Source organism: Mycobacterium sp. 1245852.3 (genome assembly GCF_001669335.1).
Taxonomy (GTDB): domain Bacteria; phylum Actinomycetota; class Actinomycetes; order Mycobacteriales; family Mycobacteriaceae; genus Mycobacterium; species Mycobacterium europaeum_A.
On the sequence record NZ_LZLL01000525.1, the window covers coordinates 12,038 to 30,172 of the forward strand.

The 18,135-nt window shown below is 65.0% G+C and carries 18 protein-coding genes; 5 read left to right on the forward strand and 13 right to left on the reverse strand.

Annotated features, from left to right (window positions below):
- Positions 1 to 2 precede the first annotated feature (2 nt).
- Entirely contained in the window at positions 3 to 731 is a 729-nt protein-coding gene (locus tag A9W96_RS24045) for a TetR/AcrR family transcriptional regulator (protein ID WP_156748738.1), read from the reverse strand.
- A gap of 80 nt (positions 732 to 811) precedes the next feature.
- On the reverse strand, positions 812 to 1,594 hold the full coding sequence (locus A9W96_RS24050; protein WP_197497871.1) for a helix-turn-helix domain-containing protein: 783 nt from the start codon (positions 1,592 to 1,594) through the stop codon (positions 812 to 814).
- 75 nt (positions 1,595 to 1,669) lie between these two features.
- On the opposite strand from A9W96_RS24050, the gene A9W96_RS24055 reads away from it, so the two are divergent.
- On the forward strand, positions 1,670 to 2,137 hold the full coding sequence (locus A9W96_RS24055) for a glyoxalase/bleomycin resistance/extradiol dioxygenase family protein (protein ID WP_066864725.1): 468 nt from the start codon (positions 1,670 to 1,672) through the stop codon (positions 2,135 to 2,137).
- A 63-nt stretch (positions 2,138 to 2,200) separates the two neighbouring features.
- Here the strand turns inward: A9W96_RS24055 and A9W96_RS24060 are convergent, their stop codons facing one another.
- The 8 genes from A9W96_RS24060 to A9W96_RS24095 all read right to left on the reverse strand — a co-directional run bounded on the left by A9W96_RS24060 (position 2,201) and on the right by A9W96_RS24095 (position 11,906).
- The gene (locus tag A9W96_RS24060) at positions 2,201 to 3,175 is read right to left on the reverse strand and encodes an AraC family transcriptional regulator (protein ID WP_067143641.1); all 975 of its coding nucleotides are present in this window, start codon (positions 3,173 to 3,175) and stop codon (positions 2,201 to 2,203) included.
- A gap of 279 nt (positions 3,176 to 3,454) precedes the next feature.
- Positions 3,455 to 6,310, reverse strand: a complete 2,856-nt coding sequence (locus A9W96_RS24065) for an RND family transporter (protein WP_066881252.1) — start codon at positions 6,308 to 6,310, stop codon at positions 3,455 to 3,457.
- Positions 6,307 to 6,750, reverse strand: coding sequence for an MmpS family transport accessory protein (locus A9W96_RS24070; RefSeq protein ID WP_066864734.1), 444 nt, complete (start codon positions 6,748 to 6,750; stop codon positions 6,307 to 6,309). The genes A9W96_RS24065 and A9W96_RS24070 overlap by 4 nt, the downstream gene beginning before the upstream one ends.
- A gap of 71 nt (positions 6,751 to 6,821) precedes the next feature.
- The gene (locus tag A9W96_RS24075; protein ID WP_066881254.1) at positions 6,822 to 7,724 is read right to left on the reverse strand and encodes an SAM-dependent methyltransferase; all 903 of its coding nucleotides are present in this window, start codon (positions 7,722 to 7,724) and stop codon (positions 6,822 to 6,824) included.
- A gap of 160 nt (positions 7,725 to 7,884) precedes the next feature.
- Positions 7,885 to 10,050: a class 1b ribonucleoside-diphosphate reductase subunit alpha gene (gene nrdE / locus A9W96_RS24080; RefSeq protein ID WP_067143644.1), complete on the reverse strand. Its 2,166-nt coding sequence runs from the start codon at positions 10,048 to 10,050 to the stop codon at positions 7,885 to 7,887.
- Positions 10,020 to 10,541, reverse strand: a complete 522-nt coding sequence (gene nrdI / locus A9W96_RS24085) for a class Ib ribonucleoside-diphosphate reductase assembly flavoprotein NrdI (RefSeq protein ID WP_231999831.1) — start codon at positions 10,539 to 10,541, stop codon at positions 10,020 to 10,022. Before nrdI ends, nrdE begins: the two co-directional genes overlap by 31 nt.
- 32 nt (positions 10,542 to 10,573) lie before the next feature.
- Complete coding sequence (locus A9W96_RS24090) at positions 10,574 to 10,813, reverse strand: redoxin NrdH (RefSeq protein ID WP_064877378.1); 240 nt, start codon at positions 10,811 to 10,813, stop codon at positions 10,574 to 10,576.
- 505 nt (positions 10,814 to 11,318) lie between these two features.
- Positions 11,319 to 11,906 (reverse strand): NAD(P)H-dependent oxidoreductase, encoded by a 588-nt coding sequence (locus tag A9W96_RS24095; protein WP_066864743.1) that lies wholly within the window; start codon positions 11,904 to 11,906, stop codon positions 11,319 to 11,321.
- Positions 11,907 to 11,965: 59 nt separating this feature from the next.
- On the opposite strand from A9W96_RS24095, the gene A9W96_RS24100 reads away from it, so the two are divergent.
- Both A9W96_RS24100 and A9W96_RS24105 read left to right on the forward strand, forming a co-directional pair.
- Positions 11,966 to 12,574 carry a TetR/AcrR family transcriptional regulator gene (locus A9W96_RS24100; RefSeq protein ID WP_067143647.1) on the forward strand — a complete coding sequence of 203 codons (609 nt, stop codon included), beginning with the start codon at positions 11,966 to 11,968 and terminating at the stop codon, positions 12,572 to 12,574.
- A complete protein-coding gene (locus tag A9W96_RS24105; RefSeq protein ID WP_067143659.1) occupies positions 12,571 to 13,608 on the forward strand; it encodes a DNA polymerase IV in 1,038 nt (345 codons plus the stop codon). Before A9W96_RS24100 ends, A9W96_RS24105 begins: the two co-directional genes overlap by 4 nt.
- Here A9W96_RS24105 and A9W96_RS24110 read toward each other — a convergent pair.
- Together A9W96_RS24110 and A9W96_RS24115 are read right to left on the reverse strand one after the other, a co-directional pair.
- Positions 13,543 to 14,472, reverse strand: a complete 930-nt coding sequence (locus tag A9W96_RS24110; RefSeq protein WP_067143650.1) for an SDR family oxidoreductase — start codon at positions 14,470 to 14,472, stop codon at positions 13,543 to 13,545. The genes A9W96_RS24105 and A9W96_RS24110 overlap by 66 nt on opposite strands.
- Before the next feature lie 30 nt (positions 14,473 to 14,502).
- Positions 14,503 to 15,138, reverse strand: a complete 636-nt coding sequence (locus A9W96_RS24115) for a TetR/AcrR family transcriptional regulator (protein WP_066881260.1) — start codon at positions 15,136 to 15,138, stop codon at positions 14,503 to 14,505.
- Positions 15,139 to 15,252: 114 nt separating this feature from the next.
- On the opposite strand from A9W96_RS24115, the gene A9W96_RS24120 reads away from it, so the two are divergent.
- Entirely contained in the window at positions 15,253 to 16,731 is a 1,479-nt protein-coding gene (locus A9W96_RS24120; protein ID WP_067143653.1) for a cytochrome P450, read from the forward strand.
- 108 nt (positions 16,732 to 16,839) lie between these two features.
- Here A9W96_RS24120 and A9W96_RS24125 read toward each other — a convergent pair whose 3' ends face one another.
- Positions 16,840 to 17,346 carry a homocitrate synthase gene (locus tag A9W96_RS24125; protein WP_067143656.1) on the reverse strand — a complete coding sequence of 169 codons (507 nt, stop codon included), beginning with the start codon at positions 17,344 to 17,346 and terminating at the stop codon, positions 16,840 to 16,842.
- Between the two features lie 244 nt (positions 17,347 to 17,590).
- Between A9W96_RS24125 and A9W96_RS24130 the strand changes: the two genes are divergently transcribed.
- Positions 17,591 to 17,839: a hypothetical protein gene (locus A9W96_RS24130; protein ID WP_156748952.1), complete on the forward strand. Its 249-nt coding sequence runs from the start codon at positions 17,591 to 17,593 to the stop codon at positions 17,837 to 17,839.
- Positions 17,840 to 18,135: the final 296 nt, after the last annotated feature.

Here is an 18,135-nt window from a genome sequence, read left to right on the forward strand (position 1 = left end):
GCTCAGCCCACGGCCGGCTTGACGGTCACCATGTCGTGAATCGGCAGGTCAGGATTCATCGTGATGCCCAGCGCCTCGGCGGTCCCGACGATGACCCCCATCATGATGGTGGTCAGGTGCGCGACGAACTGCTCGCGCGACATCAGCCGGGGGCTGTCCGGCTCGGGGCCCAGCCACCACTCCGTGGCCGACGCGGCGCAGCCGAACGCCGCGTTGCCGGCCAGTTCGACCGCCGCGTGGTCGAGTTCCATCTCGCGCAGCTCGTTGTCGAACATGTCGGCCACGGCCAGGGTGATGCCGCGTCCCTCGTCCAGGATCTGGGGGCTGGCCGCCGAGCGGCCCTGGATGAAGACGCGCAGCACATTGGGGTGCTTGTCGACCAGGATCACGTACTCCTCGACGCTGCGCCGGATCACCTCACGGGCCGAGTCCGTTTTCAGGTCGATGGACGCGAAGATCGCGGCCCACAGCATGTCGCGTAGCCGCTCCCCGATCGCCTGGAACAGGTCCGACTTGTCGTGGAAGTGCCGGTAGATCTTCGGCTTGGCGGTGCCGGCCTCCTCGGCGATTTCCCGCACGGACAGTTCGGGGCCGAGCCGGTCGATGGCGCGGAAGGCCGCGTCGACGATTTCGCTGCGCACTTTCTTGCGGTGCTCGCGCCAGCGCTCGCTGCGCGCGTCGACCTTGGCCCCAGGCTTGACAGCCGGGTGGGGTCTAGGAGGCCGAGGAATTCTCACCACATCAAGCACTGTACCGCGCGACGGGCGCTGACCTGGGCAGACTGCCCGATCAAACGGCTGGGCGTGCCCGTTCAGGCGTATCGCTGGGCGTACTCACCGGGACTGCAGCCGAGCATCGAGCGGAAGTCGTTGGTGAAGTGGGCTTGGTCATACCAGCCGAGGCGAACCGCCAGATCGGCCAGATCGACGGATCGATCGGTCTCGATTGCCAACGCCGCCTGCTGCAGGCGGTAACGGCACAGGACCCATTTGACCGGAACCCCGACGTAGTGGCGGAAAACCCGCTGGGTGGTTCGCACGCTCCACGGTGAGCACGCCATCACGTGCTGTACTCGCTGGATGGCGTCGTCGTCACGGATCCGGTCTAGCAGCGCGTTGAGTGACGTATAGGTCGGGTCGGGGTCGGTGCGTGTCCCGATCATGGCGTCCAGTTGCGCGGTCGTGCCATCGATATCATCGTCGAAAAGCGCTGGGCTGTCGAATAAGTCGTCATCGACGCACACAACCCGGCCGGTCAGCGCGCTTGCATCGCGTCGGAATCGGGCGGTGAATCCGCCCGGCCGGAAGCGCGCGCCGACCACCGCGCCGCGTCCCGACAACTCGATGGCGAAGATCCGCTGAACCACGCCGTGCACCAAGGTGGCCGGCAGGGTGAACCCATGGCGGGGTGAGTCGGTGCCCCACTCATGGGTGAGATTGATCGATGGGAAAGTGATGACCAAGCTTTCCTGCGGGGTCCGCCCGGTCAGGTCCCAGCGCACCGACCAGAAGTGCTCGACGAATTCGGCAGCCGCCACCGAGGGCACCGTGCGGTCGAGCTCGAATATCGAGCCGGTGGCAGCCCGCCCGACCACACCGGGCTCCGGCGCTCCCGCCGGTGGCGTGTTTTTACAAGCGTCCACGCGACGAATCTAGCCAAGCTGAACGACATGAATCCCGAACCGATCCCCGAGGGCTACACGAGTTTGACCCCTTTTCTCGTTGTCGACGGAGCCGCAGCCGCCATCGAGTTCTACACCGACGTCTTCGGCGCGGCACTCGTCGAGAAGATGCTCGGGCCCGATGGCACGGTCGCGCACGCGGAGTTGGACTTCGGGCGCGGCAGGTTGCAGCTGTCCGACCCCAACCCCAGCTATCAGCTTGAAGCCCCGAGCCGCACCGAGGCGGTCACCCACTCGATCGCGCTCTACTGCGCGGACGTCGACGCCGTGCTGGCGCGGGCCCAGAACGCGGGGGCCACACTGCGGGAGGCGGCCCAGACCTTCGTCACCGGCGACCGGTTCGGGTCCATCACAGACCCGTTCGGGCAGCGGTGGTCGATCATGACGCGGGTCGAAGACATCGACTCAACCGAACGCGAACGCCGGCTGGCCAACTGGGGCGCCGAGAACCTTTGATCGGTCGCGGTCCTCGAGCATGCAGGACACGCAGCCCTCGACTTCTGTTCCGCCGATGCGTCGCTACGGCCCGCGCAGTACCTCGCTCGGGGAGCGGCCGAACTCCCGCCGGTAGTCGGCCGCGAACCGGCCGAGATTGCCGAAACCCCAGCGGTATGCGACGGCGGCCACCGTCGTCCCGTCCTCGACTGATGACTGCCTGAGCTCCGCGTGCGCTCGCGCGAGGCGGATCGACTTCAGGTGTGCCATGGGAGTCGTGTCCAGGTGCCTACGAAAGGCCTCCTGGAGGGCACGAGTGCTCAACCGTGCTGCGGCCGCGACGTCACCGATCCTGATGTCCTCAGCGGCCGCGTCCTCGAGGTAGGCGATCGCACGCCGAACGGCCGGAGGTTCGACGCGGCCACTCGGACCCGCATCGGCCGCCGGAAAAATGCCGGCGTAGGCCTCTGCGATGCTCGCTATCAACATGCGACGTATCTGGGCGGACAGCAATGTCTCGGACGTGAGGAGCCCGTTCGGTCCGGCGTTGCGGAGCAGGAACTGCATCACCTTCGCAACGGCCACCGTTCCCGCCCGGGAGGCGTGCCGGTCCAACGGGAATCGGACCGCGACCGGCTCGTCCGTGCCGGTGAATTCACCAACCGCCGCCTCGAACTCGGTGCGGCCGATCCGCACATGGAAGAGGTTGCAGTTCTCTTCCCAACGCAACTGATACGCGGTGTGCGCGTCCAGCACGACATGTTCGCCGGGCAGCAGCAACCGTTCCCCACTCGCGGCACGGGCCGCAAACCGCCCGCTGATCTGCTGGGAAACCAGGACGAAGTCGTCGAACGTCGACGATTCCATCAGGGTTGTAGCCGACCCATACGAGAGGGCGTAGACGCCTAGCCCAGTGGTGCCGCCCTCGGCGTGCCGGGCCCGGAACGCCGATAACCTGCCTTTTACAGCGAGGCGATGGGGACAGTAGACAGACGCGACTTGAGTTCTCGCGTCGTCCGGATCCGAGGTGTCGATCCGGATGCGCAGGCCGTCGATCATCAGGCTGTGGCCCGTTCGTGGATCGCCGTCGCCATTTCAAGCACGCTCAAGCCCCGCCCGACGGCTGACGTCGTCGGTTTCGCCGGCAGGCGCGGAGGGCGCCGCGACGAGGGAAAGGCCGCGGAGGCCGGCGGCGCGGTCGCGCGCGCAATCGCCTGCAAGCGGTGTCACCTCGTTCACGCTCGTCGTTTGGTAAGGGCCAATCAAGCCTGCACCGGCGCAGCGCGATTCACCCATGGCTATTGAGCCGTTGTGCCCACGAAATGCGACACCCTGACGTCAAGGAACAGCCGCGTATTCGATCGGCATCACCGGACGCCCGGTGGCGGCGCGCGCCGGCCTGGAGCGGACCAGTCGGGGCCACCAGAAGAAGGGTCCGAGGAGCCGGGCAAGCGCGGGGGTGACGAACGAACGCACGATGAGAGTGTCGAGCAGCAAACCGATCCCGATCGTCGATCCCATTTCCCCCACCGAGACCAGCTTCCCGGAAACCATCGCCATCATGGTGACGGCGAAGACCAGGCCCGCGGTGGTGACCACCTTGCCCGAGTTGGCGACCGCTCTGATCAGACCGGTGTTCAGGCCCGCTCGGCTTTCTTCGAGGTAGCGGGCGATGAGCAGCAGGTTGTAGTCAGAGCCGACCGCAACCAGGATGATGAAGGTGAGCGGCAGGCCAAGCCAACTCATCGGGATGCCGAGCACGTGCTGCCAGATCAGGACCGACAGGCCGAACGCTCCCGAGTAAGAAAACGCGACGGTTCCTATGATGACCAACGCCGCGATCACGCTTCGTGTGATGAGCAGCATCACCAGGAAGATCAACGCGAATGCTGCGGTGGCCGCGATGATCAGGTCCGTTTTGGCCGCATCCTGGATGTCCCAGTACGTCGTCGCCGCGCCGCCGAGATAGACGCGGGCGCCACTGAGGGTGGTGCCCTTCAGCGCCTCCTGCGCGGCCGCCAGATAGGTCTGGTCATGCTGGATGCCTTGCGCAGTGAGCGCCTCACCGTCGTGGTAGATCATGTATCGCGCGGCTTTGCCGTCCGGAGACACGAAGTATTTCAGGTCGATCCGGAAAGAGGGATTCGCGAAGGCGTCTGGTGGTAGGTAGAAGAATTCGTCGTTCTTCGCACTGTCGAAAGCGTAACCCAGGTCCATCATCTGGCGGCTCAGCTCGTCGAGTTGGGCCAACTGGGGTTCGATCGTGCTGTGCTCAGCCAGGATGACCCGGTGGAGTTGGTCGAGCTCATCGACGTTGCGGCTGAGTAGTTCGACCAGTTGTGGCAGCACCGAGTCCTGGATCAGTGCAGCTTGAAGATTCTTGTCCATCTGCTCGTCCAGCTGGTCGAACTTGTCGGTCGCGTCGAACAGCGATCGCAATGACCAGCAGAGCGGGATGTCGAAACAATGCTTCTCCCAGTAGAAGTAGCTTCGGACCGGACGCCAGACGTCGTCGAACTCGGCGATGTTGTCCCGCAGCGCATCCGTGACGTCTTTCATGCCCTGGGCGGCGTTGGCGGCGAGATGCGTCGCGCCGGCCTGTTGTGACGTCAATTGCTGCTGATGACGCATCAGTTCGGTCATGCGACTCGTGATGTCGGCCATGTCGGTCAGCCGGGTGTTCAGGTCGGTGAGGAACGGCACGAGCTCCTTGATCTTCGTTCCCATCGAGCCCATTGTGTAGGTGAAGGATGAATGCTCGAGCGGAGTCCCCAGCGGCCTGGTGACGCTCTGGATCAACCCCACGCCCGGAGTGTGAAAGACGCTGCGCGCCACCCGATCCAATGCGATCATATCCGTGCTGTTACGCATATCGTGATCGGACTCGACCATGAGCATGTCGCCGTTGAGCCTGCTGACCGGGAAGTGCCTGTCGCTCGCGGCATATCCCAGCTTCGACGGGCTGTCATCGGAGATGTAGATGCGGTCGTCGTAGTTGGGCCGGTAGCTGGGCAACGTCAGCGATCCCACAAGCACCACCAGGCAACTTGCCAACAGGACCCGGCCAGGCCACCGGACGGTAACCGTGCCGATCTTGCGCCAAATGCCGGCGCCTCCTTGGCGTTTCGGTTCGAATACCCCAAATCTGCTGCCGAGTGCCAGCACGGCCGGCCCGAAGGTCAGGGCGGCGCTGACCGCGGTGAGCATTGCCACGGCACAGGGGATCCCACAGGTGTTGAAGTAATTGAGCCGGGTGAACTTGAGGCAGAACGTCGCGCCGGCAACCGCAAGACCAGACCCCAGGATGACGTGCGACACGCCGTTGACTGCGGAATAGTATGCGGTTTCCCGGTCTTCGCCAGCGTGGCGTGCTTCGTGATAGCGGCCGATCAAGAAGATCGCGTAATCGGTGCCCGCGCCGAGGATGAGGGATACCAAGAGGTTCGACGCGAACTCCGATATCCCGATGAGCTTGTGGAAGGCCAACAAGGACACCAAGCCCCGCCCGCAGTTCAGTTCCAGCATCACCATGAGCAGGACGAGCAGCGCGGTCGAGACCGAGCGGTAGACGACCAGCAGCATCACGGTGATCAGGACGATGGTGACGAACATGATCATGATCAGGCTCTCGTTACCGGCTTCGAGCATATCCGCCGACAGCGGTGCCGAACCCGAGACGTAGACCTTCAGACCGGGCGGGGTTTTGTTCTGCGAGACCAGGTCTCGCACCGCCTTGATCGACTCGTCCGAGACCGCCGAGCCGAGGTTGCCGGCGGTCCGTACCAGCGTGTAGGACGCCTTTCCGTCGTTGCTCTGCACCCCCGCGGCGGTGGTTCCCTGCCCCCAGAGGTTCATCACGTATTGAACGTGTTTGTCGCGCCGTAGTTTTGCGACCAGATCGTTGTAGAACACATGGTCGCCTTCGTCCAACTTGTGTTCGCCTTCCAGCACGACCATCACCAGGCTGTTGCTGTCGGACTCTTTGAATACCTGCCCGATGTGGATGAGTGCTTGTGACGATGGCGCGTCGACCGGGACCAGCGGACCCCGGTTCGCTTCGGTGACCGGCTCCAGCTGCGGAACGACCGTGTTGAGTACAACCATGAGGGCGATCCACGCGAGCACCACGGGCACGGCGAACCTGCGAATGGCCTTGGCGAAGAACGGCCTTCGCGTGTTGTCACTATGGTTCATGCGGACAGCACCTGGCACCATACGCCGGCATGGTCACCGGTTGCCGTGTGTTCGGAACGCACCTGCCCGTCGACAGTGATACGGCAGCCGATGTTGCCGCCTGCCACCTGCGCGGCGATATCGGCGGTGGCCGTCGTCAAGACCGTTACTTCGGTGTGTGTCCACGGCAGCGCCGCGAGGTCGACCAGTACGGGGCGGGAGTTCACGTCCCAGTAGCTGGCCCTTCCCCACCCCGCGAGATCGCCGAAAATGTCGTATTCGATGCGTTTGGGATTGAACTGGGCTATCGAGAATTTGTTGCCCGGACTTCGAGTTCGGTCCTGGGAACCGAAGATCCCGTGTGCGGAGTCGATGATGAATGCCGCCAGGACAACCACGACGGCCACCAGGGCGGGCAGCCAGAGCCTGCTGACCAGCCGCCGACGTACGGACGCGACCATGAGTGTGACCCCTCCTGCGGGCCAAGGAAAGACATGCGGGGATGACAGTGAACGCAGCTGCGACGAAACCGCTAGGTGCGCAACCCGCTGAGCATCCGGGTGAAACTGGCAAGCTCGGCGAAGCCGTCCCCGGTGGGAGCGGATCGCCCGGCGGCCCGAAAGACGGTGTCGAGATCCGCACTGCTTGCCTTCCAGCCACGCTCGGCCAGATACGCCACCGGATCGGCGTGCTTTCCGGCGAAAGTCAGGTCGCGCATGTCTATTTCGGGGTCCCGCTCATTCCACATCGCATGGTGCATTCGCAGGTTATCGCCAAGCGCGTCGGCCCGGGGGCTGTCGATGTAGTCGGCCCCGAGCCGGCTGCCAGGGGCACTCAAGGCGGTGATCGCGTCGAGTATCTCGTCGTGTGTCTCGGGCGGTAGGTACCCGATGAGTAGGCCCTCGACGATCCAGACGGTCGGCTGAGCGCCATCGAAACCCGCTTGCCGCAATGCCGTTGACCAGTCCTGGCGCAAATCGATGCCCAGGCAGTGGTGCCCGTCTGCAGGCGGCCAGCCCAATCCGGTCAGGACGCTGCGCTTCCACTCGATTACCCGCGGTTGGTCGACTTCGTAGATGGACATCGCCGACGGCCAATCCAACCGGTAGGCGCGACAATCCAATCCGGCGGCCAGGATCACGGCTTGCCGAATGCCCGACTGACACGCGTCGAGGGCGAAGTCATCGAGGCTGCTACTGCGCATCCCGAAGTAGGCGGGCATCCAGGCGACATCGAGGTCGGAGAAACTGATTGTGCCGTCGACTATTTGGGTGAACAATCGTAGTCCGACCGCCCGGACCAATACCTCGGCGAACGGATCCCTGATTACCGGGTCGGTTTGCTTGCTGGCGACCGCCCGTGCCGCGGCCACCATCGTCGCCGTCGCGCCTACGCCGGTCTTGAGGTCCCAACTATCGTCACGGGTCCGTGGCATGATCGCCCCTTTGCATCATCTGGCCCCCGAACGAATCTGCGTCGCTCGGGTCGCTGTCTGATGCAAAGTTAGGGCGGCTACGACAGCCGGTCTACCCGGATTACGCGGGCGGTGGCCGGAAAACGCGGTGGCGCCCGGCTTTACACCGGGCGCCGGGGCGCTAGAGCATGCAGGACACGCAGCCCTCGACCTCTGTTCCCTCCAAAGCCATCTGGCGCAGCCGGATGTAGTACAGCGTCTTGATTCCCTTGCGCCAGGCGTAGATCTGCGCCTTGTTCACGTCGCGGGTGGTGGCCGTGTCCTTGAAGAACAGCGTCAGCGACAGGCCCTGGTCCACGTGCTGGGTGGCCGCGGCATAGGTGTCGATGATCTTCTCGTAACCGATCTCGTAGGCGTCCTGGTAGTACTCCAGGTTGTCGTTGGTCAGATACGGCGCCGGGTAGTAGACACGGCCGATCTTGCCTTCCTTGCGGATCTCGATCTTGCTCGCCACCGGGTGGATCGAGCTGGTCGAGTGGTTGATGTAGCTGATCGATCCCGTCGGCGGGACGGCCTGCAGGTTCTGGTTGTAGATGCCGTGCTGCTGCACCGACTCCTTCAGGCGCTGCCAATCCTCCTGCGTGGGAATGCGAACGCCCGCCTCGGCGAAGATCTCGCGCACCCGCGGGGTGGCCGGTTCCCACACCCGCTCGGTGTACTTGTCGAAGAACTCACCCGAGGCGTACTTCGACTTCTCGAAGCCGCCGAACTTGCTGCCCCGCTCGATCGCGATGCGGTTCGAGGCGCGCAGTGCGTGGTAGAGCACGGTGTAGAAGTAGATGTTGGTGAAGTCGATGCCTTCTTCGGAGCCGTAGTGGATGCGCTCGCGGGCCAGGTAACCGTGCAGGTTCATCTGGCCGAGGCCGATCGCGTGGGACTCGTTGTTGCCCTGCTCGATTGAGGGCACCGAGGTGATGTGGGTCTGATCGCTCACCGCCGTCAGCGCCCGGATCGCGACCTCGATGGTCTGCGCGAAGTCGGGCGAGTCCATCGTCTTGGCGATGTTCAGCGACCCCAGGTTGCACGAAATGTCCTTGCCCACTTTGGCGTACGACAAGTCATCGTTGAACACCGACGGCGTGGAGACTTGCAGGATCTCCGAGCACAGGTTCGAGTGGGTGATCTTGCCGTCGATCGGGTTGGCCCGGTTCACCGTGTCCTCGAACATGATGTAGGGGTAGCCGGATTCGAACTGCAGCTCGGCCAGCGTCTGGAAGAACTCCCGCGCCTTGATCTTGGTCTTGCGGATGCGGGCGTCGTCGACCATCTCGTAGTACTTCTCGGTGACCGAGATGTCGGCGAACGGCAGGCCGTAGACCCGCTCGACGTCGTACGGCGAGAACAGGTACATGTCCTCGTTCTTCTTGGCCAGCTCGAAGGTGATGTCGGGAATCACCACGCCCAGGCTCAGCGTCTTGATGCGGATCTTCTCGTCGGCGTTCTCGCGCTTGGTGTCCAGGAACCGGTAGATGTCCGGGTGATGCGCATGCAGGTACACCGCGCCGGCGCCCTGCCGCGCGCCGAGCTGGTTGGCGTAGGAGAAGGAGTCCTCGAGCAACTTCATGATCGGGATGACGCCAGAGGACTGGTTCTCGATGTTCTTGATCGGGGCGCCGTGCTCGCGAATGTTGCTCAGCAGCAACGCAACTCCCCCGCCACGCTTGGACAGCTGCAGCGCGGAGTTGATCGATCGCCCGATCGACTCCATGTTGTCCTCGATGCGCAGCAGAAAGCAGCTCACCGGCTCGCCACGCTGCTTTTTGCCCGAGTTCAGAAACGTCGGGGTGGCCGGCTGGAATCGCCCGTCGATGATCTCGTCGACCAGCTTTTCGGCCAGCACGGTGTCGCCGGCGGCCAGCGTCAGCGCCACCATGACCACGCGGTCCTCGAAGCGCTCCAGGTAGCGCTTCCCGTCGAACGTCTTCAGCGTGTAGGAGGTGTAGTACTTGAACGCGCCCAGAAACGTCGGGAACCGGAACTTCTTGGCGTAGGCCCGGTCCAGCAGCGTCTTGACAAAATTGCGGCTGTACTGGTCGAGAACCTCGCGCTCGTAATAGTTCTCCTTGATCAGGTAGTCGAGCTTCTCGTCCTGATTGTGGAAGAACACCGTGTTCTGGTTGACGTGCTGCAGGAAGTACTGATGCGCGGCCTCGCGGTCCTTGTCGAACTGAATCTTGCCGTCCGCGTCGTACAGATTCAGCATCGCGTTGAGCGCGTGGTAATCCGTCTCCCCCGGCAACGCGTGGGCTCCGGTGGTTACAGGCTCTGCAGCGACGGTTGGTGGCACGTCTGTTCCTTCCAAAAATTGGCTAAGCCCGCGCGGACGGCATCCACGTCGTCCTGGGTTCCCATGAGTTCGAAGCGGTACAGGTACGGAACGCCGCACTTGCGCGAGATCACGTTGCCCGCGTAGGCGAATTCGGCACCGAAGTTGTTGTTGCCCGCGGCGATGACGCCGCGGATCAACGACCGGTTGTGCTCATTGTTCAAAAAGGCGATGACCTGCTTGGGCACGTAACCGCCGGCGTTGAGGTCCGGGGTGGCCCGGCCGCCGCCGTAGGTGGGCAGGACGAGGACGTAGGGCTGGTCTACTTCGATGCGGCCATGCAGCGGAATCCGCGTGGCGGGGATCCCCAGCTTCTCGACGAAGCGGTGGGTGTTCTCCGACACCGAGGAGAAATAGACCAGTGGCGATGCCGCGGACGCGGCAACCAGGTCCCGAGCCGCGCGCAGCGGGTCGCCACGCGTCCAACCTGGGTTGCGCCCCCTGACGTCCATGGCACCGCAACCTCCTTACCTGACGTCTTGCCTTACGCGCTCAGTTCCGCCGCCGATAGCGCCTTGATGCGGTCCGGGCGGAAACCCGACCAGTGGTCGTTGCCGGCCACCACGACGGGCGCCTGCAGGTATCCCAGGGCCATCACGTAGTCACGCGCCTCGGCGTCCAGCGAGATGTCGACCTTCTCGTAGGCGATGCCCTGCTTGTCGAGCGCCTTGTAGGTGGCGCTGCACTGCACGCATGCCGGCTTGGTGTACACGGTGATGCTCATAGAATGCCGCTCCTTTGCGGAAGAGGGGGACCCAATGGACTGGCAACTACTTTTGGACTGCGTCTTTGTTAGGTTCAGCGATCCGCCAGGCCCCCTGATTCCCGTCGTACGGCGGGCGAGGTCGAACGACCTGTGTGTGCCGATTTCGGGGGGTTCGCCGAGCCTGGCTGGCTCGGCGGCCCGGGGATCTGCCGGTGCTCGAAACACTACACCTAGTGGGTGACAAGTTGTCGAGATACAAGATGTTCTGAATAACAATTTTGAAATTCCCTGGTCGTGAGCCTTGTCGCGGAAAAATCCGGACACCCGCTCGGCGTGTCGCAGATCACACGCCGGGGCGGGGGTTCCGATAGGGATTGGTATAGCAGCGGCCACCGACAACACCGCCGGCGGCGACGAACCCATCCGCAGCCAGCAAAGCCGCCAGGCGGACCTGGCGGCTTCTGCTATTCGGTTAGGGCAACCGCGCTGGTCGCCCGGCGAGCGGCTTGTTGACTTCTGCCAATCAGTCGACTTCGGCGGCCAGCTTGCCGACCACGTCGCGCACGTTCGCCGTCACCTCGGGGTGCTCGCCGGGCGCCTTGCCCGCCAAGGTCTTGAACGGCACCGACAGTTTGATCGCCTCGACCACCCGTGCGCCGGCGATGCCGAAGGACTTGCGGGTGTCGTCGTGCGCCCACACCCCGCCGTACTGGCCGAAGGATCCCCCGATGACCGCCAGGGGCTTGCCTTTCAGCGCGCCGTCGCCGAACGGGCGCGACAGCCAGTCGATCGCGTTCTTGACGACGGCCGGGTAGCTGCCGTTGTACTCGGGAGTCACCACCAGGGCGGCGTCGGCATCGGCGGCCGCGGCGCGCAGCGCGGTCACCGGGGCCAGCGGCGGCGCGCCGGTGTTCATCGCGTCGTCGATCTCTTCGTTATAGAAGGGCAGTTCCGCGAGGCCTTCGAAGATCGTGACGGTCACGTCGTCGGCGGCGACCTCCCGCGCCAGTTCGGCGATCTGGCGGTTGATCGACGCGGCCCGCAGGCTTCCCACTAACGCCAAGATTTTGATTGCCACTGTTCCCAGGTTCCCTTCGATCGTTGCGTACATCCTCGCACGGCCTAACCGGACTGTAGTCCACTTTATTCCGGCGGCGTTAAAGTGCAGGGGTGAGCGAGCGGTCCGGTGAGTTGCACGTGTGCGCGCCCCAGGTGGTGTACCAGGAACGGGGCGACGCGGCGCGCAACCGCGCCCTGCTCCTCAAGGCTGCCCGAAACCTGGTCGCCGAGCGCGGCGCCGACGCCGTCACCACCGACGACATCGCCGCGGCCGCCGGGGTGGGCAAGGGCACGCTGTTCCGCCGCTTCGGCAGCCGGGCCGGTCTGATGATGGTGCTCCTCGACGAGGACGAACAGGCCGTTCAGCAGGCGTTCCTGTTCGGTCCGCCGCCCCTGGGCCCCGGCGCGCCCCCGACGGACCGGCTGGTCGCGTTCGGCCGCGAGCGGATCCGTTTCGCTCACGACCACTGCGAACTGCTGTCCGCCGCCAATCGCGACCCGCAGAACCGGCACAACGCACCGGCGATGGTGTTACGCACGCACGTGCGGATGCTGCTCAAGGCGGCCGATTCCACCGGCGACCTCGATGCCCAGACCGACGCATTGCTCGCGCTGCTGGACGTCGATTACGTCGAACATCAACTGGCCGAGGGCGGTCACACGCTGGCAACGTTGGGCGACGCGTGGGAGAGCCTGGCACGCAAGCTGTGCGGGCGGTGAACGCCACGGATTGGGTCCTGCACGTCGACCTCGATCAGTTCCTGGCCTCGGTCGAGTTGCGCCGCCACCCCGAATTGGCCGGGCTGCCGGTCATCGTCGGCGGCAGCGGCGACCCGAACGAACCGCGCAAGGTCGTCACCTGCGCCTCGTACGAGGCCCGGGAGTTCGGTGTGCGGGCGGGCATGCCGCTGCGCGTGGCCGCCCGCCGCTGCCCCGAGGCCACCTTCCTACCCTCGGATCCGGCCGCCTACGACGCGGCCTCCGATCAGGTGATGGGGGTGCTGCGCGATCTGGGCCATCCGGTCGAAGTGTGGGGCTGGGACGAGGCCTATGTCGCGGTGACGGCACAGGACCCCGCCGAGGTCGCCGAGCAGATCCGCAGCGTCATCTCCTCGGAAACCGGGCTGTCCTGCTCGGTCGGCATCAGCGACAACAAGCAGCGCGCCAAGGTCGCCACCGGATTCGCGAAACCGGGCGGCATTTTTGTGCTGACCGATGCGAACTGGCTGCCGGTGATGGCCGAGCGCCCCGTCGACGCGCTATGGGGCGTGGGCCCCAAGACGGCGAAAAAGCTTGCCGAACTTGACATCACGACGGTCCGGCAACTGGCCCACTGCGACGCCGAGCTGCTGACCGCGACGTTCGGCCCGCGCACCGGGCTGTGGCTGCTGCTGTTGGCCAAGGGCGGTGGCGACAGCCACGTCAGCGCCGAGCCATGGATGCCGCGCTCGCGCAGCCACGTCGTCACCTTCCCGCGCGATCTCACCGATCGCTCCGAAATGGACACGGCCGTAACGGATTTGGCCGAACAGGCGCTGACGGACGTGCTGGCGGCGGGCCGGGTCGTGACCCGGGTGGCGGTCACCGTACGGACCGCGACCTTCTACACGCGCACCAAGATTCGCAAGCTCGACGCGCCCAGCACCGACCGCGACGTCATCGTGGCCGCGGCCCTGCGGGTGCTCGACCTATTCGAGCTCGACCGGCCGGTCCGCTTGCTGGGGGTGCGCCTCGAGCTGGTCATGGGGGACTAGCGGCGGGCCGGGCCGCAGCGCCTTGGTGAAGATCACGTTCACCTGGCGCATCGCCACGCTATAGGGCCACCACGCAAGCCTTTTGAAGGCGTAGAACGCGCGGATGTCGGCCGAGGTGTAGATCAGGTATCGGTTCTTGGCCACCCCGGCCAGGATCTTGTCGGCGGCCTTCTCCGGCGACACGGCATGGCCGGCGAATCGGCGCACCCACCGCGCGACGTTGGGGTCTTCGCGGTCCACGCCCGCGATCTCCACGGTGTTCACCAGCGGGGTGTTCACCGCGCCGGGCACCACCACCGACACGCCTATCCGGTGGCGGGCCAGGTCGAAGCGCAGCACCTCCGACAGGCCGCGCAGCCCGTACTTGCTGGCGCTGTAGGCGGCATGCCAGGGCAGGGCCACCAGCCCGGCCGCCGAGGACACGTTGACCAGATGCCCGCCGCGCTTGGCCGCCACCATCGGCGGGACGAACGTCTCGATGACGTGGATCGGGCCCATCAGGTTGATGGCGATCATCTTGCTCCACTGCTCGTGGGTGAGCCGGTCGACCGTGCCCCACGCCGAGACGCCGGCGATGTTCAACACGACGTCCATGCTGGGATGTGCGGCGTGGATATCGGCGGCGAACGCCGCCACCTGCTGGTAGTCGGCGATGTCCAGGGCCCGATGCTCGGGGACCTGAGCGCCCAGTGCGCGCGCGTCGGCGACCGTCTGCTCCAGGCCGTCGCGATCCCGGTCGGTCAGATAAAGTTCGGCGCCCTGCGCGGCCAGCCGTAACGCCGTGGCACGCCCGATGCCGCTGGCCGCACCGGTGACCAGGCACCGCTTCCCCGCGAAAGACCGCCCGGATCCCCTCTGCGCCATGGCGGTGACGATACCGGCGGTACCACCGCGCTAGGGACGGCCCGCCCACAGCGCGTGCAACCACAGCCGCTCGAGCACGCGCACCCGCCGGTCCCGATCGCTGTCGGCTCCGGCCAGCACCGGGTCGCCGGTCAACATCAGCGCGGTGGTGCCGGCCAGGGTGCGGATCAGGGTCGGCAGGTCGTCGCTGATCGGATTGGCGGTTCCGGCCTTCATCTCGGCCTCCACAATCGCGACGATCTGGCCCAACACCACCTCGAACTGCTGGTCCAGCAGGTCGCGGATCTCGACGTCGGTGTGGCGGGCCTCGTTGCAGGCGGTCATCAGCGGGTCGTTGTGCGCGTAGACCGCGGCCGCGCTGCCGACCATCCGCTTGGCGAACTCCTCGGGCGACTCCCCCGGCTGGCGTGGCGCGAAGTACTGCGTGAGCTCTTCGAGTTCCTCGGTGGCCTCGGCCATCAGTTGCGCCAGCACCGCGTATTTGGAGTCGAAATAGAAATAGAAGCCGGACCGGGCCACCCCGGCCCGCAGGCTGATGGTGCTGACCGACAGCTCCGCAAAAGGCTTTTCCTGCAGCAATTCACGCACCGCAGCCACGATTGCCTGGCGTTGCTTGTCGCCACGCCGTCGGGCGCCCGGCTCGGGAGTGGCGGGGTCGCTGGTCACTCCCTGACCTTGCACCACGCCGCCCGAAAAGCAAACTTGACAGCCGTCAAGTTTTTCAGCGAAGGTTATGAATCAGTGACGGCCGTCACCGGGAGGGCACGCAAAGGAGCGTTTATGACCGCCACCATCAGCACCCCGCAGTACCTGTTGGATCAGGCGCGGCGCCGGTTCACCCCGACACTGCAGACCATCCCGGGGATGGCGGCGATCGAGAAGCGTCTGCTGGCCCACGAGTGGCAGACCAAGATCCTGGCGGAACCGCCGGCCGGCAGCGACCTCAAACCCGTGCTGGGCGACGCCGGGCTGCCGATCCTCGGCCACATCATCGAGCTGTTCCGCGGCGGCCCGGACTATGCGTTGCACCTCTATCGAAACCACGGCCCGCTGATCTATCTGGACTCGCCGATCATGCCGGCGGTCACCGCGCTGGGACCCGACGCCACCCAGGCCGTCTTCTCCAACAGGAACAAGGACTTCTCGCAGAAAGGCTGGCACCCGGTGATCGGGCCGTTCTTCAACCGCGGCCTGATGATGCTCGACTTCGATGAGCACATGTACCACCGCCGGATCATGCAGGAGGCCTTCACCCGCAGCCGGCTGACCGGATATGTCGAGCACATCGATCGGGTGGCGACCGACATCGTCGCCAACTGGCCGACCAATGACGCGCGGTTCCTGTTCCACCCGGCGATGAAGGAGCTCACCCTCGACATCGCGTCGCTGGTGTTCATGGGTCACGAGCCGGGGTCCGACCACGACCTGGTCACCAAGGTCAATCAGGCGTTCACCACGACGACGCGCGCCGGCGGCGCCATCATCCGGCAGCCGATCCCGCCGTTCAAATGGTGGCGGGGCCTGAAGGCCCGCAAGTTGCTGGAGGACTACTTCGTCGAGCGGGTCCGAGATCGCCGCAACGCCACCGGCAACGACATGCTCACGGTGCTGTGCCACACCGAGGACGACGACGGCAACAGCTTCACCGACTCCGACATCGTCAACCACATGATCTTCTTGATGATGGCCGCCCACGACACGTCCACCTCGACGACCACCACGATGGTCTACAACATGGCCGCCAATCCGCAGTGGCAGGAGCGGGCGCGCGAGGAGTCGGCCCGCCTCGGCGACGGGCCGCTGGACATCGAGTCGCTGGAGAAGCTGGAAACGCTCGAACTCATCATGAACGAGTCGCTGCGCATGGTGACTCCGCTGCCGTTCAACATGCGGATGGCGGTGCGCGACACCGAGTTGCTGGGACACTACATCCCGGCCGGAACGAACATCACCATCTGGCCCGGCATGAACCACAGGCTGTCCGAATTGTGGACGGAGCCAGACAAATTCGACCCGGAGAGGTTCGCCGAACCGCGCTCGGAGCACAAGAGGCACCGGTATGCGTTCGCGCCGTTCGGCGGCGGCGCGCACAAGTGCATCGGCATGGTGTTCGGTCAGCTGGAGGTCAAGACGGTCGTGCACCGGCTGCTGCGCCGCTACCGCATGGAGCTGGCCCGGCCCGGCTACCAGCCGCACTGGGATTACGGCGGCATGCCGATTCCGATGGACGGCATGCCGATTGTGCTGCGCCCGCTGTAGAGCATCCCCGGCGGTGGCCGCCGTCGGGGTAGGGACGGAGTTTCATGTGCGCTATCACCGGCGCTAGCGCACATGAAACTCACCCCGTGATCGCCGAGAGCGGCCGCCTCACTCGAGAGCGAAAAGCCGGTTGGCGCAAGCGATCACCGCACGCAGCGCGGACTGCGTCGCATCGTCCGACCAGCCCATCGCCCATTCGGTGCGCGCCCCGTCGCCACCGCGGATGAACGTGGCGATGCCGGTCGCCGACCGCATCTGATGAAATCGGACGATCTCGACCGTCATCCCGCACTCATGCAGCATCGCGGTCAGCGCCGCGATCGGCCCACCGGCGGCGGCGGTGAGCGTGCTGATGCGATCGCCCATCGCGATCACCGCCCGGAAGTCGCGGGCCTGCGGGCCCAGCCGGGTCGCGACGCGACCTGCGTCGGCGCATTCCCAGTGGCCGAGCCGCAGTGGGCCGGTGTTGCGTCCGTAGGTCGCGACGAAGCCCTCCCAGGACATGGTGTCGGCCTGTTCGCGCAGGCCGCGGGGCAACGCGACGCCGAAGCGTTCGCCGAACCACGCGCTGGCGGGGTGGAAAGAGTGGAGCTGTTGGCGCTCGGGAAAAGTCATCGTGCCGGTCTTCTCTGGTCTGCTGGAGCGACCGACGACAGTAGCTTCCGACCCACAGCGGGGGGTCGGTCAGGATCAGACCCCGCTGCGGGTGCTAGCTACTACGAAACGCTCGAAAAGACGCACGAGCGTTGACATTAGACCTCCGGGCGCCGCACCTGCAACTTCCGCCCGAACAAACGAACCGTACAAAAATATAGAAATTAATCCCAAAAGTTTGGTTTACCCATGTTTAACAGGGGGTATGACGGCGATCGACAGTCAATTAGACGGCTGTTCAACTACCCCTCACATGGAAGGCACGATCATGAAGGCGAAGAGCACCAAGAAAACCCTCAAAGCTGCCGTCGCGGCCCTCGGGGTGGCCGTGGTGTTAGCAGTACCGGGGTGCGCGACAACCGTTACCGGGGGCGCCGGGGGCTCGGGCCTCATCGGCGGCGCCGGCGGCGGCGTCGGCACCATTGGTGGCATTCTAGGCAGCCTCGGCCTTTAATCCGATTGAGCTAGCGTCCCGCCGGGGACCGCCGTTCTCGGCGGGGCGCTATTTCCGCACTGACCCGCGTTCGACCGGGTAATAATTGCAATTCCGCGCATTGATGAATGCTCTATCGATGCTGCAATTCAGCCGGTAATTCGTCGCGCGGCGTACGTCACCGCGTCCTTTCGCGCCCGTCGGCCGCTCCGGTCAATCATGTTGCCTTAGTTGGTGTTTGCCGCGCGCCGGCACACGCCCCGCATGACAAAATTAATTGCTGATTGCCTCTTTACGCGTGTTGAATAGCCGTTATA

Coding starts and splice junctions, on each gene's coding strand:
- A9W96_RS24060 (WP_067143641.1), bottom strand. CDS start 3,175: ATGATCGACGGCCTGCGCATCCGGATCGACACCTCGGATCCGGACGAC.
- A9W96_RS24075 (WP_066881254.1), bottom strand. CDS start 7,724: ATGCCACGGACCCGTGACGATAGTTGGGACCTCAAGACCGGCGTAGGC.
- A9W96_RS24090 (WP_064877378.1), bottom strand. CDS start 10,813: ATGAGCATCACCGTGTACACCAAGCCGGCATGCGTGCAGTGCAGCGCC.
- A9W96_RS24070 (WP_066864734.1), bottom strand. CDS start 6,750: ATGGTCGCGTCCGTACGTCGGCGGCTGGTCAGCAGGCTCTGGCTGCCC.
- nrdI (WP_231999831.1), bottom strand. CDS start 10,541: ATGGACGTCAGGGGGCGCAACCCAGGTTGGACGCGTGGCGACCCGCTG.
- A9W96_RS24055 (WP_066864725.1), top strand. CDS start 1,670: ATGAATCCCGAACCGATCCCCGAGGGCTACACGAGTTTGACCCCTTTT.
- A9W96_RS24095 (WP_066864743.1), bottom strand. CDS start 11,906: ATGTACGCAACGATCGAAGGGAACCTGGGAACAGTGGCAATCAAAATC.
- A9W96_RS24065 (WP_066881252.1), bottom strand. CDS start 6,310: ATGAACCATAGTGACAACACGCGAAGGCCGTTCTTCGCCAAGGCCATT.
- A9W96_RS24120 (WP_067143653.1), top strand. CDS start 15,253: ATGACCGCCACCATCAGCACCCCGCAGTACCTGTTGGATCAGGCGCGG.
- A9W96_RS24110 (WP_067143650.1), bottom strand. CDS start 14,472: ATGGCGCAGAGGGGATCCGGGCGGTCTTTCGCGGGGAAGCGGTGCCTG.
- A9W96_RS24125 (WP_067143656.1), bottom strand. CDS start 17,346: ATGACTTTTCCCGAGCGCCAACAGCTCCACTCTTTCCACCCCGCCAGC.
- A9W96_RS24130 (WP_156748952.1), top strand. CDS start 17,591: ATGACGGCGATCGACAGTCAATTAGACGGCTGTTCAACTACCCCTCAC.